The sequence below is a fragment of the Rhodobacter maritimus genome (genome assembly GCF_058747975.1).
Map to the genome: position 1 here is coordinate 1,745,763 of NZ_CM179095.1, position 25,575 is coordinate 1,771,337.

Sequence of the window (25,575 nt, forward strand, 5' to 3'; positions counted from 1 at the left end):
CGGGCCGCCTCAGGCCTGGCCCAGCTTGGCCAGACGCGCCGCGCGCAGCCGCGCGAAATCGTCGCCCGCATGGTAGGATGAGCGCGTCAGCGGCGTGGCCGAGACCATGAGGAACCCCTTGCCATAGGCCGATTTTTCGTAATCCTTGAATTCCTCGGGGGTCACGAAACGGTCCACGCGGTGGTGCTTGGACGTGGGTTGCAGATACTGACCGATGGTCAGGAAATCGACATTGGCCGCACGCATGTCGTCCATGACCTGCAAGACGCCCTGCCGGTCCTCTCCCAGGCCGACCATGATGCCCGACTTGGTGAACATCGTGGGATCCATCTCCTTCACCCGCTGCAACAGCCGCAGCGAGTGGAAATAGCGCGCGCCGGGGCGCACCGAGGGGTAAAGCCCCGGCACGGTTTCAAGGTTGTGGTTGAACACGTCGGGCCGCGCCGCCACCACGGTTTCCAGCACGGAATCCGCGCATTTCAGGAAATCCGGGGTCAGGATCTCGATCGTGGTATCGGGCGCGCGATGGCGCACGGCGCGGATCGTCTGGGCGAAATGCTCGGCCCCGCCATCGTCCAGATCATCGCGGTCGACGCTGGTGATGACCACATGTTTCAGGCCAAGGGTCTGCACCGCATGCGCGACGCGCCCCGGCTCGAACGCATCGAGGGCGTCGGGGCGGCCGGTGGCGATGTTGCAGAACGAACAGCCGCGGGTGCAGATCTCGCCCATGATCATCATGGTGGCGTGGCCCGCGCTCCAGCATTCGCCGACATTGGGGCAGCCCGCCTCTTCGCAGACCGTCACGAGGCGGTTGGTCTTCAGGATCTCGCGCGTGTCCTTGTAGCCCTGCGAGGTCGGCGCCTTGACGCGGATCCACGACGGCTTCTTCGGTTGCTCCTGATCGGGCCGATGCGCCTTTTCCGGGTGGCGTTCACCGGGGATTTTGAGGTCGCGCATGGGATTTTCCCCCTGTTCTGGCTGTTCAGAACACATAGGCTCAAAGCATTCCGCAGGCAATGACGTAACGCCGGGGCGGAGCGGTAAATGTAATGCGGCCCCCTGGCCGCGGAGGGACGCGTGATGAAAAAGATGGTGGCGGAAGGTCTGGGCACCTTCATTCTGGTATTCTTCGGCTGCGGCGCGGCCGTGCTGATGGGCGAACATATCGGCATGCACGGAATCGCGATGGCGTTCGGCCTGTCGATCGTGGCGGCGGCCTACGGGCTTGGCGCGATCTCGGGGGCGCATCTCAACCCCGCGGTGTCGCTTGGGATGGTGACGGCGGGCCGGATGGGGGTGCCCGAGTTCGCGCAATATGTGATCGCGCAGCTGATCGGCGCGATCCTGGCGGCCTTTGCGCTTTACCTGATCGCCAGCGGCAAATCGGGCTATGACGTTGCGGTGCACGGGCTGGGGCAGAACGGCTTCGGCGCGGGCTATAACGGCGAATACGGCCTTGGCGCGGCGCTTGTTTTCGAGGTGATCGCAACCTTCATCTTCGTCACCGTGATTCTTGGCGCGACCGGCCCGGCCGCCGCGGCCGGGTTCGCGGGCCTCGCCATCGGCCTGACGCTGATGGGCATCCACCTTGTGGGAATCGACGTGACGGGCGTTTCGGTGAACCCCGCGCGTTCGGTCGGACCCGCGCTTTTCGTCGGCGGCAAGGCCCTTGCCGATCTGTGGCTTTTCATCGTTGCCCCGCTGATCGGCGGTGCCCTGGCCGGTGCGGTGCATACCGCCGGCCTGACCCGCGCCGCGGAGTAAGCCGCCGACGGCCGGCCCGCCATCTCCCCACGATCGGACCGGCCACGGCCCCGCCATGCTCTGCGCAGGCGGGGCCGATCCTTTTCGCGGGTGTCAGCCGATCAGCGGCGCGGCCCCGCCATAGGTTTCGTCATAGTGCCGCTTGAGCCGGATCAGCGCGATGCGCAGCACGATCTTGCCCGAGCGCGCCGACCAGCCAAGGCGGCGTTCGGCGGCCTCCAGCCCCTCGAGGAAGCAGCAGCAGCGCAGCACCATGTCACCAAGCCCGGGGCCCAGATCGCGCAGCGCGGCCGCAACGCGGGCCCGCGCCCGCTCGGACCCGCCGCCGCCACCGCCCTGAGCGGGCTGGAACCGGCTGCGCTCTCCGCCGGTCAGGAACCGCTCCCAGTTCTGGGCGACGCGCGGCCCCATCTGCGCCAGCTCGAAATCCTCGCGCAGGCGTTCCCCGGCAGCGACCAGATCGGCCGAAAGGAACGGCGTGCCATCCTTGTCGCGCCGCCGCGCAAGGATGCCAAGCGGGCTTTCGGCCAGGTTCGCGCGCAGGCGGCGCGGGCGGTCGCCTGCGGGGTCCGGCAGCCTGCGCTCGCCCCAGACGCGGTGCTGGTCGCCGAAGGCATGCGCAAAACCGGCCGGCGCCTCGGCGAAGCCCTGCCCCGCGGGCGCGCGCATCCCGTCCTCGTCCTCTTCGAGCATGCGGCGCAGGGCGGCGCGGCCGGCCATGCTGATCTCATAGCTGATGACCCGGCCGGAATGGGCGACCTGGATCCAGTCCTTCAGCGCCATGGCCTGGGCGTATCGGCGCTCCAGCACGGCGGTGCGCACGGTCCCCTTCAGGACCACCGCCTTTTCCATGTCGGGCGCCACCACCAGAAGCGCGCCCAGCTCGCTCAGCCGGCGCAGGATGCGGCGGGCCTCGTGAAGCAGCTGGGTTTCATCCACCGGGGGCAGGCTGGAGCGGATCGGAGCAGTCATCGTGCGGTCTTCCTCTTGTGATCCGGTTTGCGCCGCAAGAAGGCATTCGCCGCGGCCAAGCCGCGCAAGCGCCTCATCCACAAGGGGGTCGTCGCGACGGGCCTCGATCCGCCGCACACGGCGCAGCACGGTCGAGGCGTGGCACCCCTCGGCGCGGGCAAGCTGCCGTATCGACACGCCATGTTCGACATGGCGCAGATAGAGGCGTGCGTAATCAGGCAGCCAGGCGGGCAACCCCGCAAGGCCGATGGCGATCGTCGTCATTTCTTTCCCCAGATGCGAGGGTGCCCTGGGCACCCCCATGAGTCTTTGCGGTGCAACCGTGGGTTGCTTTCATTACCCGTTCGTCAAGAAACGGAACGATGCTAAGAATTGTTTAAAAATGATAAATATCGTCGAACGCCCCGAACGCTTGAGCGGCGCTTCGCGCAACACCCGTATAGGTTGTGCTTTGCTGCGCCCCGGAACAACCGGGGATACTGCCATGACCGACCTTCTTGCCCTTGTCACGCATCTCAAGCGGCCGCGCCTTCTGATCCGGGCCGCGCGGCTGGGACAGCTTGACTACAACCGCGACCGCGACCGCGACCTGCGGCGCCTGATGCGCATGCCCGCCGCACCAAATCCCGAACAGGCGCTTGCCCGGCTTCTGGCCGAGGAAGAGCGCCTTGAGGCCGAGCGCCGCGAGGGCGATGCCGGCTACAACCTGCCGCGCCACATCGAGGTGCTGATCGCCATGATCGCCGAGGTGCGGCTGCTGCACCGCTCCGCCGCCGGCGCCTGATCAGCGCGACTTGAAAAGCGAGCCCAGAACCCCGCGCACCAGCACCTGTCCCGACCGCGTGCCAAGCTGCCGCGCCAGGCTTTTGCCGAAAGTCTCGAGCATCGTGTCCGAGCGGCGCGACGATCCGCTGCGGCGCGGGGTCTTCTCGGCCTTGATCGGCTCGAACCGCCGGGCGCGCTGAAACTCGCGCGCGGCATCCTCTTGCTGCGCGGCGCGGGATTCGGCGGCGGCGGCCTCTTGCGCGGCGGCCTCGGCCCGTCTGGCAAGCATCTCCTGCGCGGAGTCGCGGTCGACGGCCTTGTCGTATTTCAGTCCCAGCCCGGACGACTGGATCACCGCGCGGCGTTCCTCCACGCTCAGCGGGCCAAGGCGCGATTGCGGCGGGCGCACCAGCGTGCGCTCGACCATGCCGGGCACGCCCTTGGCCTCGAGGAACGAGGTCACGGCCTCGCCCGTTCCGACCTCCTTGATCGCACCCTCGGTATCGAAGCGCGGATTGGCGCGATAGTTCTGCGCCGCGCGCGCAAGATCCTTCTGGTCCTTGGCCGTGAACGCACGCAGCGCATGCTGCACGCGGTTGCCAAGCTGGCCAAGGATATCGTCGGGCACGTCGGCGGGGTTCTGCGTGATGAAATAGATCCCCACCCCCTTGGAGCGGATCAGCCGCGCCACCTGCTCGACCTTGTCCAGAAGCGCCTTGGGCGCGTCATCGAACAGCAGATGCGCCTCGTCGAAGAAGAAGACGAAGCGCGGCTTGTCCGGGTCTCCGACCTCGGGCAGTTCCTCGAACAGTTCGGACAGCAGCCACAGAAGGAAGGTGGCGTAAAGCCGGGGCGAGGACATCAGCTTGTCCGCCGCAAGGATGTTGATCTGCCCCCGCCCGTCAGGGGCGGTGCGCATCATGTCCGCTAGGTCAAGCGCGGGTTCGCCGAAGAACTGCCCGCCGCCCTGGGTTTCCAGAACCAGAAGCTGGCGCTGGATCGCGCCGACGCTCGCGGCCGAGACATTGCCATAGCTCAGCCCGATCTCGGCGGCGTTCTGGCCCACATGCACCAGCATCGCGCGCAGATCCTTCATGTCCAGAAGCGGAAGGCCCTGTTCGTCCGCGATATGGAAGGCGATGTTCAGCACGCCCTCCTGCGCTTCGGAAAGATCCAGCAGCCGCGCCAGAAGCAGCGGCCCCATCTCCGAGATCGTGGTGCGCACCGGGTGCCCTTGCTCGGCGAACATGTCCCAGAAGGTCACGGGAAAGGCGTCATAGGCCAGGTCATAGCCGATCGTGGCCGCGCGCGTGGCAAAGGAGTCGTGCATCTTGCCCTCGGCCGAGCCGGGCAGCGCAAGCCCCGAAAGATCGCCCTTCACATCCGCCATGAACACCGGAACACCGGCCGCCGAGAACGCCTCGGCCAGGATTTGCAGCGTGACCGTCTTGCCCGTGCCGGTCGCGCCGGCGATCAGGCCGTGGCGGTTGCCATATTTCAGCAGAAGTTCCTGCGCATCGGCGTATCCTTCGCCGCCACCCCCCACGAAAACGCCCTTCTCGGTCAGCATTCCGCTCATACTCTGCACACTCCGGAAAATTCGGTTCGGCCCAACAATACCCGGTTAACGGAGTTGTGCCAGTCTCCTTTCTGCCCGCCGTTTCAGGCAATGCCCGGCGGGCAGCTTCCTCCCTGTTAGACTCGCCGCGCCTGCGGGCGCGGCTTTTTTATTCACGGTTTCATAGGGTTGGGGCAAAAAATTTCCCTGTTGACGTAGCGATGCAACACGATTAGCGTTCCGGCAATGATGAAGTCGGCCAAGTCCGACGGGGAGAAATACATCGAAAGGGTTCCGGTGACGGAACCCTTTTTTCATCTCCCGATCACGCAAGTTTGGCCGGATTTCCGCCCAAGACCCCCTCTGCACCGCGTTTCCCGCCTGACAGCGGCAAAGACCCGTGTTAATCGGGGCGCCTAACCCGTTCAGGATGGAAGAGAATGATGGCAGACCTGACGACGAAATCTCTCGTGATCGCTCTGGCCCTTGGCCTTGGCTCGGCGGCCTTCGCCCAGGACGCGGCCGCCCCCGCAGAGGGCGCAGCCCCGGCCGAAGGCACCGAGGCCCCCGCAGCGACCGACGCGCCCGCGACCGAAGCCCCCGCCGCTGAGGCCCCCGCGGCCCCGGCTGAACCCGATCCCAATGCGGTCGGGGCCACCTATACCAAGGACACCTTCGGAGACTGGACGCTTCAGTGCATCCGCACCGAGGACGGCAAGGATCCCTGCCAGATCTACCAGCTGATGCATGACAAGGACGGCAATGCCGTCGCCGATATCAGCCTGTTCGGCCTGCCCCAGGGGCAACAGGCCGCGGCCGGCGCCACGATCATGACGCCGCTGGAAACCCTGCTGACCGAGAACCTTCTGCTCCAGGTCGATTCGAACGAGGCGAAGGTCTATCCCTTCACCTTCTGCGCCCGGATCGGCTGTTTCGCGCGCGTCGGCTTCACCGCCGCCGAGGTCGAGAGCTTCAAGAAGGGCAACAAGGCCGTCATCACCCTGGTGCCGGTGGCTGCGCCCGACCAGAAAGTCTCGCTCGACATGTCGCTCAAGGGGTTCACCGCCGCCTATGACGCGGTGACGAAGGCGAACGAACCGGCCAACCAGTAAGACGCACGAGTTCCGTTGTGCCGCACGCCGCCCCCCGAAACCGGTGGGCGGCGTTTTCATGCCCGCTCCAGCGCCAGAACCGCGTTCAGCCCACCAAAGGCGAAGGCGTTGGACAATGCGCGCGCCACCGGCAGTTCGCGCGCGGCAAGGGGCACCACGTCCAGATCGCATTCCGGATCGACATGCCGGTATCCGATGGTCGGCGCGACAATCCCGTCGCGCAGGGCCATGATGCAGGCCAGCAGCTCGACCGCGCCGGTGCCGCCGATGCAATGGCCGTGCATCGCCTTGGTCGAGGACAGCATCACCGTTTCCGCCGCCGCGCCAAAGGCCGTGCGGATCGCCGCGCATTCGGTGCGGTCATTGGCGGCGGTGCCGGTGCCATGGGCGTTGATATAGCCCACCGAATCGGGCGCGAATCCCGCATCGCGCAGCGCGCCCGAAATCGCGCGCCCCGCCCCCTCGACCGAGGGCATGACGATATCCGAGGCATCCGAGGTCATCGCAAAGCCGGAAATCTCAGCCAGGATCTCGGCGCCGCGGGCGCGGGCGTGGTCACGCTCTTCCAGCACGAAGACACCCGCGCCCTCGCCCTGGACCATGCCGTTGCGGGTGGCGCAGAACGGGCGGCAGCCGTCTTGCGACATCACGCGCAGCCCTTCCCAGGCCTTGACGCCGCCGAAACACAGCATCGCCTCGGCCCCGCCGGCAATCATCACCGGCGCCGCGCCCGAACGCACCATCTGGAACGCCAGCCCCATCGCGTGGTTCGAGCTGGCGCAGGCCGTCGAGACCGAAAAGGACGGCCCGCGCAGCCCGAACTCCATGGCGATATGGCTTGCCCCCGCATTGTTCATCAGCCGCGGCACGACCAGCGGATGCACGCGGTTGCGCCCCTCGGCATAGACCGCGCGATAGGCCTCGTTCCAGGTCATGACGCCGCCCCCGGCGGTGCCCATCACGACCCCGGCGGCAAGCCCGGCATCGCCGCTGAAATCCAGCCCCGAGCAGGCCACCGCCTCGCGCGCGGCGACAAGGGCGAACTGCGTGACGCGATCATAAAGGGTCAGGTTGCGCGCCTCGAAATGCGCCTCGGGCTGCCAGTTCCGGACCTGCGCGCCGATCTGCACCGACAGGCGTTCGACATCGGGAAAATCCAGCGCCCCGATCGCCGAGCGTCCCTCGGCCATGGCGGCCAGCGTCGCGGGCACGTCGCGGCCAAGCGCGTTCACGGTGCCCGCGCCGGTAATGACGACGCGCCGCCTGCCCGCCTCAGGCAAGGGCCTGCCCCTTCGCCGCGATCAGCCGCTCGACCGCCTGCACGATCGCCCCGACCGAAGAGATGTCAAACCCGCTTTGCGCAGGCTCGTTCGCGTTGAACGGGACCGAGATGTCGAAGGTTTCCTCGATGGCGAAGATCGTTTCGACCAGGCCCAGGCTGTCCAGGCCAAGCTCTTCCAGCGTCATGTCCGCGCGCACCTGTTCGGGTTCCAGAACCGCTTCGCGCGCGATGATGGCAATGATGTTTTCCGACACGTTCCGACTCATCCGTTGCTGCTCCGCTCGTCCTTCTGGCCCATCTTTGTAACGGTTTCCCGAAGCTCGGCCACCTGCGCGAAAAGTCGCCTCAGGCGGCGGATGTTTTTCCACGCCTCGACATGGGTTTCCATCTTCAGCGCCGGATAGCCCAGCAGAACCCGGCCCGCGGGGGCGTTCGAGAAGATCTTGGTCGCGCCCCCCGCGATCACGTCGTCGCCCACGAAGATATTGTCCGAAACGCCGCATTGCCCGGCCAGCACCACGCGGTTGCCGATGCGCGAGGACCCGGCGATGCCGACCTGGCCGCAGAGCAGACAATCGTTCCCGACCTGCACGTTATGGCCGATATGCACGAGGTTATCGACCTTGGTGCCCGATCCGACCACGGTGGCGCGCACGGTGCCTCGGTCGACGGTGGCATTCGCGCCCACCTCGACATCGTCGCCGATCTCGACCGTGCCGAGACTGTGGATTCGCGTCCAGGCCTGCTCGACGATCCCCGCGCGCGTGCCAAGCGTTTCGCGGATCTCCTCGACGCCGGATTTCTCGGGGGTGACGAAGGAAAAGCCGTCCGCGCCGATCACCGCGCCGGGATGGCAGATGAAGCGCGCGCCGATGCGGACCCGTGCGCAGATCCGCGCCCCGCTGTGCAAAAGCGCCTCCGGGCCGATCTGCGCGCCCTCGGCGATCGTGACATGCGCGCCGATCCGTGCGCCCGCGCCGATCCGCGCGCCGCGCCCGATCACCACGAAGGGGCCGATCGCCGCGCCCGCGCCGATCTCGGCCTCGGGGTCGATCACGGCGGTGGGGTGGATGCCGGGTGCGATCTCGGGGCCGGGATCGAAGGCGCGCGACAGCCCGGCCATCGCAAGGCGCGGACGCGCCACGAAGATCGCCGCCTCAAGCCCGTGGGCGCGCCAGTCGGCGCCTTCCCACATCAGCGCGGCGCGCGCCGCCCCCTGCCCGATGCCTTCGGCGTATTTCGGGTCCATCGCCAGGGCAAGCTGCGCCGGACCCGCGGCCGACGGCTCGGCCGCGCCCTCGATCGGAATCGACAGATCCCCCTCGGCCCTGGCCCCGAGTGCCTTGGCGATTTCCTCAACGCTATGTGCCATGGATCAGCCTTTCGGACGGCGGGCGCCCATTGCACCCGCCCCACCGATTTAGCTACCGCGCGCGCGCAATTCCACCCCGGCCTTTTCCAGCGCCCCGAAAAGCGCCGCATCCCGCCCATAGACATCGCGGCGATAGTCCATCCGCCCCTTGGGCGTGGGCCATGCGGTGAAGTAGACCAGATGCACCGGGAAGGGCTGTTCCAGCTGCACCGGGGTTTCGCGCCCGGTATTCAGATAGCGGTGGAACAGGCCCTCTGGATCGTCGCTTTGCGGCTCAAGCAGCACATAGGCAAGCTCGAACGGGCGCTGCACGCGCACGCAGCCATGCGAGAACGCGCGCACCTCCTTGGAGAACAGCGACTTCGAGGGCGTATCGTGCAGGTAGATGTTGTATTTGTTCGGGAACAGGAACTTCACCAGCCCAAGCGCATTCCCGTCCGAGGGCGGCTGCTTCATCGCAAAGGGAAAGCTGCGCGAGGAATAGGCCGCGAAGTTGATGGCCGAGCGCGGCACCACGCGGCCGCGGCTGTCGATGATGTTGATATGGCTGGCCGCGTTCGGATTGCGCTGCATCATCGGCAGGTATTCCTTGACGGTGATCGAGCGCGGCACATTCCATGTCGGATTGATGACCATCAACTCCATCTCGTCCGAGAATTCGGGCGTGCGGCGGTCCGAGGTGTTCTGCCCCACCACGGTGACGGATTCGAACGTCACCTTGCCGTGGTCGATCACCCGGACCGAGAAATCGGTGATGTTGACCCAGATGTGGCGCTGCCCGAGGTCGATCCCGTTCATCCAGCGCAGCCGCTCCATCGCCACGATGACGGATTTCAGCCGTTCGTCAGGGCCGCGGTTGATCTCGGCCACGGTGCCGTCGCCGGCAACGCCGTCAGGCGTCAGCCCGTGCTCAAGCTGGAACTGCTGCACCGCCTTCTGGATGTCGGCATCGAAGACGGCGGTGGCGGTGCGGCCCAGATAGCCCATCGCCTGCAACCGGTCGCGCAGCGCGATCACTGCCGGGCCGGTATCGCCCGGCCCAAGCCGCCTGGCGGGCACCTCCGCCCCCCAGCCGCCCTTCGCCAAGGCCCCTTCCAGGGTCAGCTTGGCCTTCATCAGCTGCGCATATTGCGGTGCCGACGGCGGCAGGGCGCGCAGGAAACTCACCGGGTCTGCAGATGCAAGGCCCGAGATCAGCCCGAAAGGGTCGCGGCGCGGAATCTCGCGCACGATGCCGGAATTGATGCGCGACGGCTCCAGCGCGCCGCTGGTGATGTCATGCGCATAGGCCAGGAAGGCCTCGGACATGGCAACTTCAAGCTGGCCACGCTCGCGTTCGGTCTGAAGATCGTTGAACTGCCGGCGCAGCACCGAAGCATCGTAGCGCGCCACCGGCAGGCCGTGATCGCCCGCCCGGTCGAGCGCGTCGAAAAAGGCCGCGCGGCGGGCGCTGTCACCCGCACCCGTCCAGATCGGTGCGTAATCGCGCGCCGCGTAAAAGCGCGCAAGCGCATCCTCGGGCGCGGCGGTTTCGGCAACGGCCTGCCGGAACCCCGACAGGGACTGCGCAAGGCCCGCCTGCGGCGCGGCGGCCACCGCCACCGAAAGCGCCATTACAGAAGCCGCAAAAACAGCCCGAAACCGCCCGTGAATACCCATTTCAACCCCGAAACATCCCTTGATCCCAATGGCCAAGCGTGAGCGAATTCCCGCGCACTGTCCAGAGACCTTGACCCGGCCCCGCGGCCCCGTCGCATTTGCGCCGCACAGATGATGCAAGCTCGCCACATTCCGAATGGTTTGCGCGATTTTTTGCCGATGGGTCTGGCATTCCTGGAACCGCGGCAAATCGGCAGTTGGCCTGAGATTCGCCCTGTGCCATAAGATTGTCGTCACCGGGGATATGTGTTATCTTCGCGTGAAGCCGCTGGGACAGGCGGCACGAAACGGCAGTACAGGCGAAACGGCATGAGCATGACGACGATCTCTCGGCGCGGCCTTCTTGGGGCTTTCGCGGCCACCATGATCACGGCAGCCCCCTCGGCATCCAACGCATTCGGAATCCTTCGTGGTGCGGGCGATATCCGCCGCATTCGCATGTATTCGGGCCGAACCGGCGAAAGCATCGACACCGTCTACTGGATCGAGGGCGACTACATCAAGGAAGCCTTGGCCGAAATCAATCACTTCATGCGGGACTGGCGCACCAATCAGGTGACCAATATCGATGCGCGCACGATCGACATCGCCGCCGCCGCACATGGCCTGCTGGACGTGAACGAACCCTACATGATGCTGTCGGGCTACCGCTCGCCGAAAACCAATGCGATGCTGCGCTCCAAATCGCGAGGCGTTGCCAAGAATTCACTGCACATGAGCGGTCAGGCCGCCGACCTGCGGTTGAAGTCGCGCTCGGTGACGCAGATGTACAAGGCCGCCTCGGCCTGCCATGCGGGCGGTGTGGGCAAATATTCGCGCTCGAACTTCGTGCATATGGATTGCGGCCCGATCCGCACCTGGGGCGGCTGAGGCCATCCGGGCACGACCCCCGTCACGCGCGGCGCATCCCGAAAGGGGCGCCGCGTTTTCCGTTTGCCCCGTTGGGTGGCCCCCGGCCTTACCGATCCTTTCGCAGGCGCTGCTCCATCCGGCGGGCCAGCTCGCCCTGCCCCGCAGCGTGCAGCCCTTTGATCGCGCCAAGATAGTCGCGCTCTTCACGGTTCTGGCTCAGCTTCGATTTCGCAAGCTGCCGGTTGACCTCGATCCGGAAGGCCACAATCCCGTCCAGCATCTGCTGCATGAAGTCTGTCGGCGCATCCGCCATTTTCCACGCCCCGGCACCGTTCAGCCTGCGTTCGTGCAGACGGGTCAGCAGCCCCACCGCGGCCCGCTTGGCGTGGTCGTCATGCTGGAAGGTGATGGCGCCGTGGATATGAACGGCCTGATAGTTCCATGTCGGAACGGCCCGGTGATGCTCGGCCTTCGAGGGATAGAAATTGGGCGAGACATAACCCTCCACCCCGCGAAAGACCGCCAGAACCTCTTGCCCGTCCGCGATCAGCCGGTGCATGTCATTGGCTAGGGCGACATGGCCGATCAGCGTTCCGTCCGGCGCCGGAAAAAGCGGCAGATGATTGGCGACCAGCCCCTCTGCGGTCTGCGCCACGATGCAGGCCAGGGGCGCGGCCTCGACGATCCCCCGGATCTCGGAGGCATCAACCTCGTGGAAATGCGGGGGAATATACATGCGCGCGCCCTCTGCCCGGTATCTGCCGGCCCGTATATCGCCGAATGGCCGGCCTGGGCGCAACGGCAAAAGCGCCGCTGGCGCGACGCTTTCACCGCCCTGTCCGGGGATCAGCCCTTCAGGCGCTCGGGGTGTTCGGTTTCAAGATAGGCTTCGGTCTCGGCCGACATGCCGACTCGTTCGAACCCGGTGATCATCGGGCGGACATGCTCTCGGAACCCGTGGCCGATGGTCAGCAGATAGACGTGCACCACGACGAAGGTGGCAATGGCGAAGGCCGCAAGAACGTGCAGGTTCGCAACCACCGTCAGCCATTGGTTTTGCGGGTCCAGATGCCCCCAAAGCCCATAAGCAAGATAGACCAGGCCGCTGATCCAGATCGCCGGAAACAGAACCGTCTTCAACAGGAAATAGGCAAGCGCCTGCAAGGGGTTATGCCTGCGCCGCAACTGCTTGTCATAGGGGTGCTCCTCGCCGCGGAACACGCCCCATACATAGAAGCGCGCCACCTTGAGCAACCCCTGCGGACGCGGCACGAACTGCTTCCAGTTCTCGGTCGTGAACAGCCAGAAGGTGGCGAAGGCCCAAAGCAGCAAGAGCGCAAGCGCCACGACCGTGTGGATCGTCACCGCAAGGCCGAACGGGCCGATCTCGTGCAACCCCAGAAGCCGCGCGCCGGTGAAGAACAGAAGGAAGATCGAAATGGCCTGAGACCAGTGCCACAACCGATTGAAGCGCGTATAGACCTTTACGAAACGCTCAGCCATGACCCTTCCCTCCCTTGCCGCGGCTAAACAGCCGCAGGATCGCGTGGCCGCCGACCCCCATCACCGCCATCAGCAGCAGCACCATCCCCAGCTTGCCGCCAAGGCCGATACCACTTCCGGGCAAATAGACCCCTGCGATATTCGCCATCCGGCCGTTCGGCGTGTGACAGCTTGCGCAGCGCAGGGCCTCTTCGGCGGGCGCCACCATGTGGGTGATCGGCCAATACATGTAGGTATCGACGAAGCCGAACTTGCCGGAATAGTCGTCGCCCACATAGTCCATCGCCGCCTTGATCGACTTTTCCCAATCGAAGTTGGTCCAGAGCGCGGTATCGGTCTGCGGGCCATAGACATGGTTGTAGACCAGCTTGTTCAGCTCGGCGTCATAGGCCTGGCGCCCCACCATCCGCTTGAAGGGGAAGATCCGCGACCGCGCATCCCCCGGCGTGCCCGAGACGCTGTTGACCTCGACGACATTGCCGGGGTCGATCGTGGTTCCCGGCAGCGTGTAGCGCACCTGACCGTCAAACCAGGCGTAATAGGGCGTGACATTCTCGGCCCATTCGAAATCGCCCTTGGTCGACATATAGGTGTGCAGGTGCTTGCCATCGGACTGGGTAAACCCTTCTTCCGAATAGGGTTTCCCGTCCTTCAGCTTACCCGCCGTGGACCAGTCCCACACGGTTTTCGTGGCCACGCCGCCCTTGGCGAATTCCGGAATATGGCAGGTCTGACAGGCCACGCGGTCGGTGTGATCGTTCAGCTTCAGCCCCACGACCGAGGCCCTGGGATGCGGCTTTTCCCCGTGGCACGAGGTGCAGCTGGCCACGTCGCGCCGTTCACCCGGCGCGCGGTCGGCATGCGGGTCGGTGACATTGGTGGCATAGCGCGAGCCGGTAAAGACGTGCTTGTCCGAGACGTGGCAGGCCTCGCAGGTGAAATTCGCGCCGTCCTTCGACATGTGCACATCGACCTCGGGGCTCGGGTCGATCAACGCCGAGGACAGGTCGCCGTGCTTCACGTTGTCCCCGCCACCGCCATAGAAGTGGCAGCCGCCGCAGTTCTCGCGCCCCGGAGGCGGGCCGACCGACAGCGCGGCCTTCGCCAGATCGACCGCCCAAGCCGAGGCGCCCGTGATCGTCTTGGCCTTGTCCGACACCGGCGCCAGCGGCGGATTGCCCGCAAGGTTATCCTGCTTGGCATATTGGCCGGACTTGTCGTGACATACGAGGCAGTCCACCTTTTCGGGCTGGTCGGGCATGGGCTGGCGCACGTCAACCCAGTCATAGCCGGTATGGCACGAGGTGCAGCGCGTCTCGTTCGATGCGACATTGCCGCAAAACGCGTTCAAAACCTTTGACTTACCCAGAACCTGACCGGTTTCGGGGTGCGCGTACTCCCATTTCCAGTGGATCGAATGCATCACCTGGTTCGATGCCTCGGTATGGCACGAAAGGCAGGCCGCCGTGACCTCGGGGCCTGACGAGAACGGTCCCTTCAGCGCTTCGAACTTGCTGTGATCCGCGGTGCTCTGCGTGACCGGATCGCTCATATGCGCGGCGGTCGGGGCCGGATCGGCCCCCTGCCCGAGGGCAACGCCCGCGACAAGAATCCCCACGATAAACGCGGAATAAAAGGCGCCTCGCGTCATCACTCCTCCGATCTGGCGTTTGGCTGGATGGATATCTTCAAATATTCGGTAACACGAATGCGAGCATGTCCCTATGCGACACACTGCCTCTTGGCCAAACAGCGGCAAACGGCCCGCGACAGGGGCCAGACGTGCAACTGCGAAAACCGGGAATATGGCGCACCCGAGAGGATTCGAACCTCTGGCCTCTGCCTTCGGAGGGCAGCGCTCTATCCAGCTGAGCTACGGGTGCCTGACGCGCGGTATAGACGAGGGGCGGCAGGCCTGCAACGGGCAAAATCCGTCAGCAACCGACCCTCAGCCAAAGAGTTCCTGGCAGAATTCCAGCGCCGAAACCAATGCGTCGACCTCTTCTCGGGTGTTGTACATCCCGAAAGAGGCGCGCGCCGTCGCGCTCACGCCCAGGTGCTGCAACAGCGGCATGGCGCAATGGGTGCCCGCGCGCACTGCGATGCCGCGCTTGTCGAGCACGGTCGAGATGTCATGCGCATGCGCCGGGCCGTTCAGCGTGAGCGAGAAGATCGCCCCCTTGCCCGGTGCGTTGCCCTGCACGTTCAGCCAGTTGAGCCCGCGGAAGCGTTCTTCGGCATAGTCGCGCAGGCCGGCCTCATGCGCGGCGATATTGGCCATGCCGATCCCCATCAGGTAGTCCAGCGCGACCCCCATGCCGATCTGCTGCACGATGCCGGGGGTGCCCGCCTCGAACTTCATCGGCGGCTTGTTATAGGTGACGCTGTCGCGCGTGACGGTGTCGATCATGTCGCCGCCGCCCAGGAAGGGGCGCATCTCGGCCATCCTCTCACGCCGGATGAAGATCGCCCCGGAGCCGCTTGGCCCATACAGCTTATGTCCGGTGATGGCATAGAAATCGCAGCCGATCGCGGCGACGTCCACCGGCATGTGCACCGCCGCCTGGCTGCCATCGACAAGCACCGGAACCCCGGCCGCGCGCGCACCCTTGCAGATGGCGGCCACATCGACCAGCGTGCCCAGCACATTCGACATATGGGTGACGGCCACAAGCTTGGTGCGCGGCCCGATCGCGTCGAGCACCTTCTGCGGATCAAGCGCGCCATCGGCCTCGGGCTCGACCCATTTCAGCACGACACCCTGGCGTTCGCGCAGGAAATGCCAGGGCACGATATTGGCGTGATGCTCCATCACGCTCAGCACGATCTCGTCTCCGGGCTGCATCTGGGGTGCGGCCCACGCGTAAGAGACAAGGTTGATGCCCTCGGTCGTGCCGGTGGTGAACACGATCTCGTCTTCGCCGGGTGCTTTCAGGAAACGCGCAACGATGCCCCTCACACCCTCATACTTTTCCGTCGCAAGGTTGGAAAGGTAGTGCAAGCCCCTGTGAACGTTTGAATATTCATGCGAATACGCCTGCGTCATCGCGTCAATCACACATTGGGGCTTTTGCGCCGAGGCCCCATTATCCAGATAGACCAGCGGCTTGCCGTTCACCGTGCGAGACAGGATCGGGAAATCGGCCCGGATCGCGTTGATGTCATACATGCCCGTCTCCTTTTTCCGATCAGGCGACCGGCGCAGGCATCACGCCCAGCACGACCAGCACGATCCCGAAAAACAACGCACTTCCCACAAAAACTGCGATGACACCGAAGGCAACCAGCGCGATGTTCTCGAACCCGTGCAGGGCCGCCGTGAAGCGCACCAGGAGCCAGAACATGAGCCCCACCAGCGCGACCGTCAGCACCAGTGCCGACATGGGAAACAGCGCCATCATCGCAAGCTGCACCACCTGCCCCAGGATCAGAACGAACTCCATCCAGACCACAAGCAAGAGCGCATCCGCGAACTGCCCCTTGCCGCCGAAGCGCTGCCCGAAGAACGCCATCGCCCAGGCCCCGTAAACCAGCAGCACGCCCTGCACGATGACCATGGTGATCGGCGCCGGCGCCGGCGCGATCCGGTTGTCGGTCGCCACCGCAAGCATCATCTCGGACAGCGTCGCCAGAAGCGCCGACAGCGTCATGACGATACCCAGCCCGATCCAGCGCGCCTGAAGCGGCGGATCAAGCGCCAGAAGCCGCGCCACCCCGCGCGGCGGATCGAGCACCGTCTGCCTGACCAGCGCAATCACCTCGGCGCGTTGCAGTTCCATCATTTGCCCTCGAACTCGGCCACGCGCAGCGCGGCAAACCAGATCGCAAGAAACGCAAGGCCGACCAGCACGCTCATCGCCTGCATCTGCACCCCCGGCCCGATGAAGCCCGCCACCAGCCCCTGCAACAGCATCAGCGGCGAAACCGCCAGCAGCGCCCAGAAAAGCGCCAGGCGCGCGCCATAGAAGCTGCCGTGCCCGCCCAGAGGCCGCAGCACAAGGTGGCTGCCCGCCGCCAGCAGGTAGAAGACCGGAACCACCGCCACAAGCGCAAGCCCGGTTCCCACCATCAGGCCGGTCAGCGGCTGATCGGCCTCAAGATGCGCCAGCCGCGACAGGCGCGGCCATTGCGCGATGAACACCACCCCAAGCGCCGAAAGCAGGATCGTCAGAACCCAGGGTTCCGAGCGGCCGCGCGCCAGAAGATCGCGCATCACCGCGCGGGGCGCGCGGTAGCTGCGCAGGATGTCATCGGTGGCCGGCATCGCGCACCATCACCCCCGATGCCGCGACAGCCACGCCTCAAGCCGCGCGACGATCTCGTCCTTCAGGCCCTCGTCCTCGATCTCGTCGATCGCGTCGGCAAGGAAGGACAGCACCAGCAGCGCCACCGCATCCTCGCGCGTGACCCCGCGCGAGCGCAGGTAGAACAGCGCCGTCTCGTCGATCGCGCCGGTGGTCGAGCCATGCGAGCATTTGACGTCATCGGCATAGATCTCAAGCTCGGGCTTGGCGAGGAACTGGCTGTCATCGTCCAGCAGAAGCGACTGGCTGATCTGGTAGCCATCGGTCTTCTGCGCGCCGGGTTTCACCAGGATCTTGCCCTGGAACACCCCCACCGCGCCGTGCTTGAGCACCTTCTTGAACACCTGGCGGCTTTCACAGCGTTCGGCCGCATGGGTCACGAAGACCGTGTCGTCATGGTGGAAATCGCCCGTCGCGCCATCGCCAAGCGCGGCGCCCGCCACATGGGCCACGGCATCGTCGCCAAGGATGTCGATGACGCATTCGTTGCGCGTCAGAACGCCGTTCGCCGTCAGGGTAAAGCTTTTGAACAGCGCCCCGGCGGCGACCCGCGCGAAGATATGCGTGACCGCGCGGCGTTCGTGATCGCGGCCCTGCACGCGGACATGGTGGAAGCGGCCGCCTTCGGCCACGTCGACCTCGAGCACCTTGTTGAACCGCGCTCCGGCCGGACCGGATTCAAGCAGCGTCAACTCGGCGCCCGGCTCGACCTTCACGCAATGATGAAGGATCGGATCGGAAACCTCTGATTTATGAACATAAATCAGGTGAACAGGTTTCGCCGCGCGATCCGTCACGCGGATCAGCACCCCGTCGCCGGCCGCCGCCGTGTTCAGCGCGGCGAAGGGCCGGACCACGGGGCTTTGGCCCACCGCCTCCAGCGTGCCGTAAAGCCCGTTGGCCCAGGACAGATCCGGCGCATCGGCCAGACGGCGGATTTCGACCCCCGCCATCGCAAGATCGTCCGATGCGGCCGCGTCGAAAACGCCATCCACGAACACCACGCGCACCCGGTCGATCCGGTCGAAAAGCGGCGCCTCGTCGCCCGGATCATAGACCGAGGCCTTCGGCGCATCGTCCGCATTCAGCGCGGCCGGGTCGGTATAGCGCCAGTATTCATCGCGCCGGCCCGGAAGGCCCATGCGTTCCAAACGCTCTTTCGCGTCCTTGCGCGCCGCGCCGAACCCCGGCCCAAGGGCCAGGGCCGCGATGCGCGGGCTGTCTTTCGCCAGGGGGGCCGCCATTACGCCATCTCCGCCAGGATATCGGCATAGCCGTTGCGCTCCACCTCCAGCGCAAGCTCGGGCCCGCCCGTCTTCACGATCCGGCCATCGGCCATGATATGCACCACGTCAGGTTTGATATGGTCCAGAAGCCGTTGATAATGCGTGATGACCAGGAAGGCGCGGCCTTCGTCGCGCAGCGCGTTCACGCCATCGGCCACAAGTTTCATCGCATCGACATCAAGGCCCGAGTCGGTCTCGTCCAGGATGCACATCCTGGGTTCCAGCATGGCCATCTGGAGGATCTCGTTGCGCTTCTTCTCGCCGCCCGAGAAGCCCACATTCACCGGGCGCTTCAGCATCTCGGCGTCGATCTTGAGCATCTTGGCCTTCTCGCGCACCAGCTTGAGGAAATCGCCGGCGCTGATCTCGTCCTCGCCGCGCGCCTTGCGCTGCGCGTTCAGGGCGGTGCGCAGGAAGGTCATGTTGCCCACGCCGGGGATCTCGACGGGGTATTGGAACGCCAGGAACAGGCCCGCGGCCGCGCGTTCCTCGGGTTCCATCTCCAGCAGTTCCTCGCCCTCCAGCGTGGCGCTGCCTTCGGTCACCTCATAGCCGTCGCGGCCCGACAGCACATAAGACAACGTGGACTTGCCCGAGCCGTTCGGCCCCATGATGGCATGCACCTTGCCCGCCTCGACCGTCAGGTCGACGCCCTTGAGGATTTGCTTGTCCTCTTCTTCAAGTTTGACGTGCAGGTTCTTGATCTCAAGCATTTTTCTATCCTCAGGCAATGGTGACGGCGGTGCCGGAGGCCGACACCATCAGCATGTTGTTGATGACCTCGTAATCAAGGTCGACGCCGACAACGGCATTGGCGCCCAGCCGGAGCGCCTCATCTTGCATTTCGGCAAGCGCGGTCCTGCGCGCCTTGCCAAGCTCGGCCTCATAGGCGCCCGAGCGGCCGCCCACGATGTCACGGACCTGTGCGAAAAGATCGCGGAAGATATTCGCGCCAAGGATCGCCTCACCGGTGACGATGCCGTGGTAGGCGGTAATGGCGCGCCCCTCGACCGAGGGAGTTGTGGTGACGATCATTGCATTACCCCCGAAACACCAGCGCCGCGCCAAGCGCGATCAGCGCAAAGCCCGCCGCCGTGGTCCAGCTGATCGCTTCCTTCAGCCAGAAAGCGGAAAACCCAACGAACACCACAAGCGTGATGACCTCTTGCATCGTCTTGAGCTGCGCGGCCGAATAGACCTGATGCCCGATGCGATTGGCCGGCACGGCCAGCCAATATTCGAAGAACGCGATGCCCCAGCTGGCCAGCACCGCAACGGTCAGCGGCACGGCCTTGTGATTGAGATGGCCATACCAAGCGAAGGTCATGAAGACGTTCGACAGCGCCAGCAACCCGATCGGAAGCAGATATGCACTCATGATGTGTCAAAGCATCTCCTTTGTGCCTGCCCACAACGGGCGGCAACCATTCCTCACCCCACGCTCCCCTCAAGCGAGATCGCCACAAGGCTCTGCGCCTCCATGGCGAACTCCATCGGCAGCGCCTGCAACACCTCGCGGCAGAAGCCGTTGACGACCAGCGCCACCGCCTCTTCCTCGTCCATGCCGCGCGACCGGCAGTAGAACAGCTGGTCGTCGTCGACCTTCGAGGTCGTCGCCTCATGCTCCACGCGGGACGAGTTGTTCTTGACCTCGATATAGGGAACCGTATGCGCGCCGCACTGATCGCCGATCAGAAGGCTGTCGCACTGGGTATAGTTGCGGCTGTTCTTCGCCCGCGGGTGCATCGACACGAGGCCGCGATAGGTATTCTGCGCCTTGCCCGCGGAAATCCCTTTGGAAACAATGCGTGAGCGGGTGTTCTTGCCAAGATGGATCATCTTGGTCCCGGTATCCGCCTGCTGCATGTTGTTGGCGATGGCGATCGAGTAGAACTCGCCCGAGGAGTCATCGCCGCGCAGGATGCAGGAGGGGTATTTCCAGGTGATCGCGCTGCCGGTCTCGACCTGGGTCCACATCACCTTGGCGCGTGCCTCGCGGCAATCGGCGCGCTTGGTGACGAAGTTGTAGATGCCGCCCTTGCCTTCCTCGTCGCCGGGGAACCAGTTCTGCACGGTCGAATACTTGACCTCGGCATCCTCGAGGATGACGATCTCCACCACCGCGGCATGAAGCTGCGCCACGTCGCGCTTGGGCGCGGTGCAGCCCTCAAGATAGCTGACATAACTGCCCTTGTCGGCGATGATCAGCGTGCGCTCGAACTGACCGGTGTTTTCCGCGTTGATGCGGAAATAGGTCGACAGTTCCATCGGGCAGCGCGTGTTCGGCGGGATGTAGACGAAGGACCCGTCCGAGAAGACCGCAGAATTGAGCGTAGCGAAGAAATTGTCCGACTGCGGCACGACCGAGCCGAGATATTTCTTCACCAGTTCAGGGTGTTCCTTGATCGCCTCGGAGATCGAGCAGAAGATGACGCCCGCCTTGGCCAGCTCTTCCTTGAAGGTCGTGCCGACGGAGACCGAGTCGAACACCGCGTCCACCGCAACCTTGCGCGCATCCGCCACCACGGCCTCGGCGCCCTCGACCCCGGCCAGAATCATCTGTTCCTTCAGCGGGATGCCCAGCTTTTCATAGGTCGCCAGCAGCTTCGGGTCGACCTCGTCCAGCGATTTGGGCTTTTCGGCCATGCTCTTGGGCTTGGCGTAATAGAACTGGTCCTGATAGTCGATCTCGGGGTATTTGAGCATCGCCCATCTGGGCTCTTCCATCGTCTTCCAGCGGCGGAACGCGGCAAGCCGCCATTCGGTCATCCAGTCCGGCTCACCGTTCTTTTCCGAGATCAGGCGCACGATGTCCTCGTTCACGCCCTTGGGCGCGAATTCCATCTCGATCTCGGTTTCCCAGCCGTATTTGTAGCTGCCCATGTTCTGAACGGTCTCGACCGTCTCGCGGTCGACACCTTCTCGGACTTCCAGATCCTGATCCACTTTCGTCACTTCCTGTTCATCCTTCCTGAGCCAATGCCCCGCCCGTGCGTCCCCGATGCCGCCGGAGCGCCGCGCCATAGGCCTGGGCAAAGCGCAGCACATCCTCTTTGCCGATCCCCGGCCCAAGAGACAGCCTGATCACCGAGCCCGCCTGCGATTCGTCATACCCCATGGCGGTCAGAACACGGCTGGCGCGCACCTTGCCCGAAGAGCAGGCCGCCCCCGCCGAAACCGCAAACCCCGCCAGATCAAGCCGCATGACCTGCGTCTCTCCCTTCCAGCCGGGGGTCAGAACCGAAAGCGTGTTGGGCAAAAGCCGCGCGCCGTTGTTCGTCGTCTCCCAACCTGGGAAGATAACATCTTCGGCCGCGTCTTCCAGAGCCATTTTTAGAATATTTCTAACTTCGGCGATTTCATCCCAAAGCCCCAAGGCAAGATCGCGCGCCGCCGCCTCAGCCGCTGCCCCGAATCCGGCGATGCCGATCAGGTTTTCGGTGCCCGCACGGCGCCCCATCTCCTGCCCGCCGCCACGCATCCGCGAGGCCACCTCGGTGCCCCGGCGCAGCACAAGCGCCCCCACCCCCTTCGGCCCGCCCAGCTTGTGCGCCGAGACAAGGCCCGCCGTCACCCCCAGCCAGTTGAAGGCCACCGGAACCTTGCCGAAAGCCTGCGTCAGGTCGGACACGGCAAGCCCTTCGGGCAAATCCTGCATCACCCCGGTTTCCGAATTCGCCAGTTGCAGCGCCGCCTGCGCCGGATCGCCGAGCGCAACGCGGCCCTGCCGGTCGACCGCCAGAACCGGATCGCACCAGGCCAGAACGGCATCATGCTCAAGCGCCGCGCATCGAAGCCCCCGCCCGGCGCAGGCCAGGGCCGCCGCCTCGGTCGCCCCCGAGGTGAAGACGATATCCGCCCCGTCCGCACCCAGCGCGGCCGAAACCTGCGCCCGCGCCCGCTCCATCACTGCGCGCGCCGCGCGCCCCTCGGCATGAACCGAGGACGGGTTGCCCACCACATCCATCGCGGCGCAGATCGCCGCCCGCGCCTCGGGGCGTAAGGGCGTGGTCGCGTTCCAGTCCAGATAGAGGCGCGCTGTCATGACGCAGTGCCCCTGGGATCTGCGGAAGCCTCCGGCGGGGATATTTGGACGAAGATGAATGCAGCTTCACCTTTGCCCAAATATCCTCCGCGAAGCGTTCCGCGGGTTCCATGTGCGCCGCGCGCGGTCATTCGTCCACGACCGAAAAAAGCGATGGCACCGCCGGGCAGGGTTTCAGGGTGTTCTGGACCACGTCTTCCAGCGTCGTCTGGTGCAGGAAGACGAAAACCTGTGCCGACAGGCTTTCCCACAGCCGGTTCGAAAGCGACTGCGCGCGGCTGCCGGAAATGCCGCCCGTCGCCCCTGCCCCGACATGCAGCGCCGAGACGGTTTCGTCCACGGCCTCGAAGATCTCGCTGATGCGGATATCGCCGGGTGCGCGCGCAAGGCGGTACCCGCCGCCCGGGCCGCGCACCGAGCTGACAAGCCCGGCGCGGCGCAGGCGCACGAAGAGCTGTTCGAGATAGGGCAGCGAGATGTCCTGCCGGCGCGAGATCTCGGACAGCGAGGTCATCTGGGAGTCGCCCGCAGTCGCCAGATCGACGAGGGCCACCATGGCATACCGCCCCTTGGTAGATAGCTTCATCTCATCCTCCGCCGGTGCCGCACCGGAACGCTCCAATGACCGCATTTTCCCCGGCGGAGCATTGACGCCGCTGCGATGGCCGCTTAACTCAATTCGAACCGAAAGTCCGGCATCCCGCCGGAGTTGGACCCGTCCTAGGGGTTCCGAGCGAAAGCGTCAAGTTTGGCGCCACGCCTGCCCCTGCGACCGATGCGACATGGAATGAGGCCAGAGCAATGCCCGAAGTGATTTTTCCCGGTCCCGAAGGGCGGCTTGAGGGGCGCTACCATCCCCAGCAGGCCCCCGATGCGCCGATCGCCATCATCCTGCATCCCGATCCGCAATATGGCGGGACGATGAACAACCGGGTCGTGTACAACCTGCACTACGCCTTTCACCGGCTTGGCTTCACGGTGCTGCGCTTCAACTTCCGCGGCGTCGGCCGCAGCCAGGGCGAATACGACCAGGGCATCGGAGAGCTGTCGGACGCGGCCTCGGCGCTGGATTACCTTCAGGCGCTCAACCCCAATTCCAAGCATTGCTGGGTGGCGGGCTTCAGCTTCGGCGCCTGGATCGGCATGCAGCTTCTGATGCGCCGCCCCGAGATCACCGGCTTTATCTCGGTCGCGCCGCCGGCCAATATCTACGATTTCAGCTTCCTTGCGCCCTGCCCATCCTCGGGGCTGATCATCAACGGCACCGCCGACCGCGTGGCGCCGCCCAAGGATACCCACAGCCTCGTGTCCAAGCTGCGCGAGCAGAAGGGCATCACCATCACCCACGAAGAGATCGAGGGCGCGGACCATTTCTTCAAGGATGACGAGGCGCATATGAACCCGATGATCGAGACGGTGCAGGCTTATGTCCGCCGGCGCCTGACCGAGGGGTCGCGCTGAGATGGCCCTGATCGACGAGCTGGCCGACGCGCTTGCCTTCGACACGATGGAGGCGATGAAGGAGCTTGACGACGATCGCTTCTTCATGGAGATCGGCAAGGTGCTCGGCACTTCCTCGCCTTCCTTGCAGGAAGCGTTCCTGACCTCGATCCGGTTGCGCATGGCCGAGGCGCGCGGGCGCAGCTTTCTGGAACAGACGCTCAAGGCGCGGCGCACCGGCGCCAAGGCGCCCTCTGCGCCGCGCGAAACCGAAGCAGGCGGGCATTGAGCGCGCCGCGCCGGTCGGCCGGATCGGGGGCCATCCATGCCTGAAGACCGGCTTGCCGCGCAATTCGCTTTTCTGAACGAGGCCGACCGCCTGAAGCAGGTCATCCGCGCAACGCCCCTGACCGACGGGTCGCGGCGCGAGAATTCGGGCGAGCACAGCTGGCACCTTGCGCTTTATGCGCTGGTGCTGGCCGATCAGGCCGGGCCGGATGTGTCGATCGACCGGGTGATGCGCATGCTGATCCTGCACGACATCGTCGAGATCGACGCAGGCGACGTGCCGATCCACGGCAATCCCGACGAGGCCGCACAGGCCGCCCGCGAAGCCGAGGCCGCCGACCGCCTGTTCGGCCTTCTGCCCGCCGATCTGGGGGCCGACCTGCGCGCCCTGTGGGAAGAGTTCGAGGCCGCGCAATCGCCCGACGCCGTCTTTGCCAAATCGCTCGACCGGGTGCAGCCGGTGGTGCAGAACCTTGCCAGCGGCGGCGGATCCTGGATCGACTATGACGTAACCTACGAGCAGCTTGAGGCGCGGGTGGGCCACAAGGTTGCGCGCGGCGCCCCGGCCCTGTGGGATTGGGTCAATGCCCGTGCGCGGATCTGGTTCGGGCGCTGATCAGGGCAGCCGCTTGCCCGCCCGCAACCGGGCGCGCGCATCGGCCGGGCTGCGCCCGGCATCCAGCCATTCCAGCACCGCACAGGCCGAACGTAGGTAGACCCTGGTCGAGCCGCCCTTTTTCGACAGGCGCACGAAATCGTTGCGTGTCTTGGGAAGCGGCTGTTTCGCCACGGCCTTGCACTCTTTCGCGCGGTTCTTGGGGTATCCGGCCGAACGCGACACGATCGTGGCCAGCCCTTCGTCGAACCAGTTCGGCAGGCGTGATGTCGCCCCAATCCTCAGCGGCAGCGCGCTTGCCATCTCGGCATGGGCATGTTCGTGCAGATAGGTCTTGCCATCCTTGACCGCTTTCGAGGTTACGGTGATCAGGATCGGGCCGTAGGTCATGGCGCGACCGCTCATGCCGTTGGCCTTGTCGCAGGCGCTTGTCGCGCAGATCTGCCACAACGGGGCCGAGCGGCGCTTGCCGAAGGCCTTGGCGATACCGGCCTCGGCCGCGGCGATGCGCCGGACGATCTCCTTACGCTCGGCCGCGCTGGTGTTGCGGTCGATCCAGATGCGGTTGTTCACCGACACCATGCCGCGCGGCACGCCGGGCAGGCCCTGGGCCGCCGCAGGCAGGGCGGCGCACAACAAAAGACACAATCCGGCAAGGCAGGTTCTGATACGCATACCCGTATCTCTACGCATTTCAGGCCCTAAAAGAAGCCCCTGCCCCCGCACGCTCTCGTGAGCGGTCGCGCCGCCGGCG

Annotated in this window: 28 protein-coding genes and 1 tRNA gene; 7 read left to right on the top strand and 22 right to left on the bottom strand. The window is 65.3% G+C overall.

Annotated features, from left to right (window positions below; translation table 11 throughout):
* Positions 1–9: 9 nt before the first annotated feature.
* On the bottom strand, positions 10–960 hold the full coding sequence (gene lipA / locus AC4PTO_RS08830; protein WP_492733470.1) for a lipoyl synthase: 951 nt from the start codon (positions 958–960) through the stop codon (positions 10–12).
* Positions 961–1,080: 120 nt separating this feature from the next.
* Between lipA and AC4PTO_RS08835 the strand changes: the two genes are divergently transcribed.
* Positions 1,081–1,767 (top strand): aquaporin, encoded by a 687-nt coding sequence (locus AC4PTO_RS08835; RefSeq protein WP_492733472.1) that lies wholly within the window; start codon positions 1,081–1,083, stop codon positions 1,765–1,767.
* Positions 1,768–1,860: 93 nt separating this feature from the next.
* Here the strand turns inward: AC4PTO_RS08835 and AC4PTO_RS08840 are convergent, their stop codons facing one another.
* Entirely contained in the window at positions 1,861–3,003 is a 1,143-nt protein-coding gene (locus AC4PTO_RS08840; RefSeq protein WP_492733474.1) for a DUF6456 domain-containing protein, read from the bottom strand.
* A 220-nt stretch (positions 3,004–3,223) separates the two neighbouring features.
* Between AC4PTO_RS08840 and AC4PTO_RS08845 the strand changes: the two genes are divergently transcribed.
* Complete coding sequence (locus AC4PTO_RS08845; protein ID WP_492733475.1) at positions 3,224–3,523, top strand: DUF6477 family protein; 300 nt, start codon at positions 3,224–3,226, stop codon at positions 3,521–3,523.
* Here the strand turns inward: AC4PTO_RS08845 and AC4PTO_RS08850 are convergent, their stop codons facing one another.
* Complete coding sequence (locus AC4PTO_RS08850; RefSeq protein WP_492733477.1) at positions 3,524–5,083, bottom strand: helicase HerA-like domain-containing protein; 1,560 nt, start codon at positions 5,081–5,083, stop codon at positions 3,524–3,526.
* A gap of 419 nt (positions 5,084–5,502) precedes the next feature.
* Between AC4PTO_RS08850 and AC4PTO_RS08855 the strand changes: the two genes are divergently transcribed.
* Complete coding sequence (locus tag AC4PTO_RS08855) at positions 5,503–6,174, top strand: invasion associated locus B family protein (protein WP_492733479.1); 672 nt, start codon at positions 5,503–5,505, stop codon at positions 6,172–6,174.
* A gap of 56 nt (positions 6,175–6,230) precedes the next feature.
* On the opposite strand, the gene AC4PTO_RS08860 is transcribed toward AC4PTO_RS08855, so the two are convergent.
* From AC4PTO_RS08860 to AC4PTO_RS08875, 4 genes are read right to left on the bottom strand one after another with little or no spacing between them, the layout of a single operon-like run.
* A complete protein-coding gene (locus AC4PTO_RS08860; RefSeq protein WP_492733481.1) occupies positions 6,231–7,454 on the bottom strand; it encodes a beta-ketoacyl-[acyl-carrier-protein] synthase family protein in 1,224 nt (407 codons plus the stop codon).
* Positions 7,447–7,722, bottom strand: coding sequence for an acyl carrier protein (locus AC4PTO_RS08865; RefSeq protein ID WP_492733483.1), 276 nt, complete (start codon positions 7,720–7,722; stop codon positions 7,447–7,449). Before AC4PTO_RS08865 ends, AC4PTO_RS08860 begins: the two co-directional genes overlap by 8 nt.
* The gene (locus tag AC4PTO_RS08870) at positions 7,719–8,828 is read right to left on the bottom strand and encodes a UDP-3-O-(3-hydroxymyristoyl)glucosamine N-acyltransferase (RefSeq protein ID WP_492733485.1); all 1,110 of its coding nucleotides are present in this window, start codon (positions 8,826–8,828) and stop codon (positions 7,719–7,721) included. Before AC4PTO_RS08870 ends, AC4PTO_RS08865 begins: the two co-directional genes overlap by 4 nt.
* Positions 8,829–8,876: 48 nt before the next feature.
* On the bottom strand, positions 8,877–10,442 hold the full coding sequence (locus tag AC4PTO_RS08875; protein WP_492727809.1) for a L,D-transpeptidase family protein: 1,566 nt from the start codon (positions 10,440–10,442) through the stop codon (positions 8,877–8,879).
* Between the two features lie 354 nt (positions 10,443–10,796).
* Between AC4PTO_RS08875 and mepK the strand changes: the two genes are divergently transcribed.
* Positions 10,797–11,357, top strand: a complete 561-nt coding sequence (mepK, locus tag AC4PTO_RS08880) for a peptidoglycan L,D-endopeptidase MepK (RefSeq protein WP_492727810.1) — start codon at positions 10,797–10,799, stop codon at positions 11,355–11,357.
* Between the two features lie 88 nt (positions 11,358–11,445).
* On the opposite strand, the gene AC4PTO_RS08885 is transcribed toward mepK, so the two are convergent.
* The 14 genes from AC4PTO_RS08885 to iscR form a co-directional block, all read right to left on the bottom strand.
* Complete coding sequence (locus tag AC4PTO_RS08885; protein ID WP_492727811.1) at positions 11,446–12,075, bottom strand: FMN-binding negative transcriptional regulator; 630 nt, start codon at positions 12,073–12,075, stop codon at positions 11,446–11,448.
* A 110-nt stretch (positions 12,076–12,185) separates the two neighbouring features.
* Positions 12,186–12,842, bottom strand: a complete 657-nt coding sequence (locus tag AC4PTO_RS08890; RefSeq protein WP_492727813.1) for a cytochrome b/b6 domain-containing protein — start codon at positions 12,840–12,842, stop codon at positions 12,186–12,188.
* On the bottom strand, positions 12,835–14,493 hold the full coding sequence (locus tag AC4PTO_RS08895) for a tetrathionate reductase family octaheme c-type cytochrome (protein WP_492727814.1): 1,659 nt from the start codon (positions 14,491–14,493) through the stop codon (positions 12,835–12,837). The genes AC4PTO_RS08890 and AC4PTO_RS08895 overlap by 8 nt, the downstream gene beginning before the upstream one ends.
* 155 nt (positions 14,494–14,648) lie before the next feature.
* A tRNA-Arg gene (locus tag AC4PTO_RS08900) sits at positions 14,649–14,725 on the bottom strand.
* Positions 14,726–14,790: 65 nt separating this feature from the next.
* A complete protein-coding gene (locus tag AC4PTO_RS08905; RefSeq protein ID WP_492727816.1) occupies positions 14,791–16,011 on the bottom strand; it encodes a cysteine desulfurase in 1,221 nt (406 codons plus the stop codon).
* Positions 16,012–16,030: 19 nt separating this feature from the next.
* On the bottom strand, positions 16,031–16,624 hold the full coding sequence (locus tag AC4PTO_RS08910) for a YIP1 family protein (protein WP_492727818.1): 594 nt from the start codon (positions 16,622–16,624) through the stop codon (positions 16,031–16,033).
* The gene (locus AC4PTO_RS08915; protein ID WP_492727819.1) at positions 16,621–17,106 is read right to left on the bottom strand and encodes a YIP1 family protein; all 486 of its coding nucleotides are present in this window, start codon (positions 17,104–17,106) and stop codon (positions 16,621–16,623) included. Before AC4PTO_RS08915 ends, AC4PTO_RS08910 begins: the two co-directional genes overlap by 4 nt.
* 9 nt (positions 17,107–17,115) lie before the next feature.
* Positions 17,116–18,390: a SufB/SufD family protein gene (locus tag AC4PTO_RS08920; protein ID WP_492727821.1), complete on the bottom strand. Its 1,275-nt coding sequence runs from the start codon at positions 18,388–18,390 to the stop codon at positions 17,116–17,118.
* Positions 18,390–19,145, bottom strand: coding sequence for a Fe-S cluster assembly ATPase SufC (gene sufC / locus AC4PTO_RS08925; protein ID WP_492727823.1), 756 nt, complete (start codon positions 19,143–19,145; stop codon positions 18,390–18,392). The genes AC4PTO_RS08920 and sufC overlap by 1 nt, the downstream gene beginning before the upstream one ends.
* Before the next feature lie 10 nt (positions 19,146–19,155).
* Entirely contained in the window at positions 19,156–19,467 is a 312-nt protein-coding gene (locus tag AC4PTO_RS08930) for a heavy metal-binding domain-containing protein (RefSeq protein ID WP_492727825.1), read from the bottom strand.
* Between the two features lie 4 nt (positions 19,468–19,471).
* Positions 19,472–19,810, bottom strand: a complete 339-nt coding sequence (locus tag AC4PTO_RS08935) for a DMT family protein (protein ID WP_492727826.1) — start codon at positions 19,808–19,810, stop codon at positions 19,472–19,474.
* A gap of 53 nt (positions 19,811–19,863) precedes the next feature.
* Positions 19,864–21,378 (bottom strand): Fe-S cluster assembly protein SufB, encoded by a 1,515-nt coding sequence (gene sufB / locus AC4PTO_RS08940; RefSeq protein WP_492733591.1) that lies wholly within the window; start codon positions 21,376–21,378, stop codon positions 19,864–19,866.
* Between the two features lie 16 nt (positions 21,379–21,394).
* Positions 21,395–22,477: a cysteine desulfurase family protein gene (locus tag AC4PTO_RS08945; protein ID WP_492727828.1), complete on the bottom strand. Its 1,083-nt coding sequence runs from the start codon at positions 22,475–22,477 to the stop codon at positions 21,395–21,397.
* Between the two features lie 127 nt (positions 22,478–22,604).
* Positions 22,605–23,063, bottom strand: coding sequence for a Fe-S cluster assembly transcriptional regulator IscR (gene iscR, locus AC4PTO_RS08950; protein ID WP_492727830.1), 459 nt, complete (start codon positions 23,061–23,063; stop codon positions 22,605–22,607).
* 215 nt (positions 23,064–23,278) lie between these two features.
* Here iscR and AC4PTO_RS08955 point away from each other — a divergent pair, with 215 nt between their 5' ends.
* From AC4PTO_RS08955 to AC4PTO_RS08965, 3 genes are read left to right on the top strand one after another with little or no spacing between them, the layout of a single operon-like run.
* Positions 23,279–23,938: an alpha/beta hydrolase gene (locus tag AC4PTO_RS08955; protein WP_492727832.1), complete on the top strand. Its 660-nt coding sequence runs from the start codon at positions 23,279–23,281 to the stop codon at positions 23,936–23,938.
* Position 23,939: 1 nt separating this feature from the next.
* Positions 23,940–24,206, top strand: coding sequence for a hypothetical protein (locus tag AC4PTO_RS08960; RefSeq protein ID WP_492727834.1), 267 nt, complete (start codon positions 23,940–23,942; stop codon positions 24,204–24,206).
* Between the two features lie 36 nt (positions 24,207–24,242).
* Positions 24,243–24,821 carry an HD domain-containing protein gene (locus tag AC4PTO_RS08965; protein ID WP_492727836.1) on the top strand — a complete coding sequence of 193 codons (579 nt, stop codon included), beginning with the start codon at positions 24,243–24,245 and terminating at the stop codon, positions 24,819–24,821.
* Here the strand turns inward: AC4PTO_RS08965 and AC4PTO_RS08970 are convergent, their stop codons facing one another.
* Entirely contained in the window at positions 24,822–25,496 is a 675-nt protein-coding gene (locus AC4PTO_RS08970; protein WP_492727837.1) for a hypothetical protein, read from the bottom strand.
* Between the last annotated feature and the right edge of the window lie 79 nt (positions 25,497–25,575).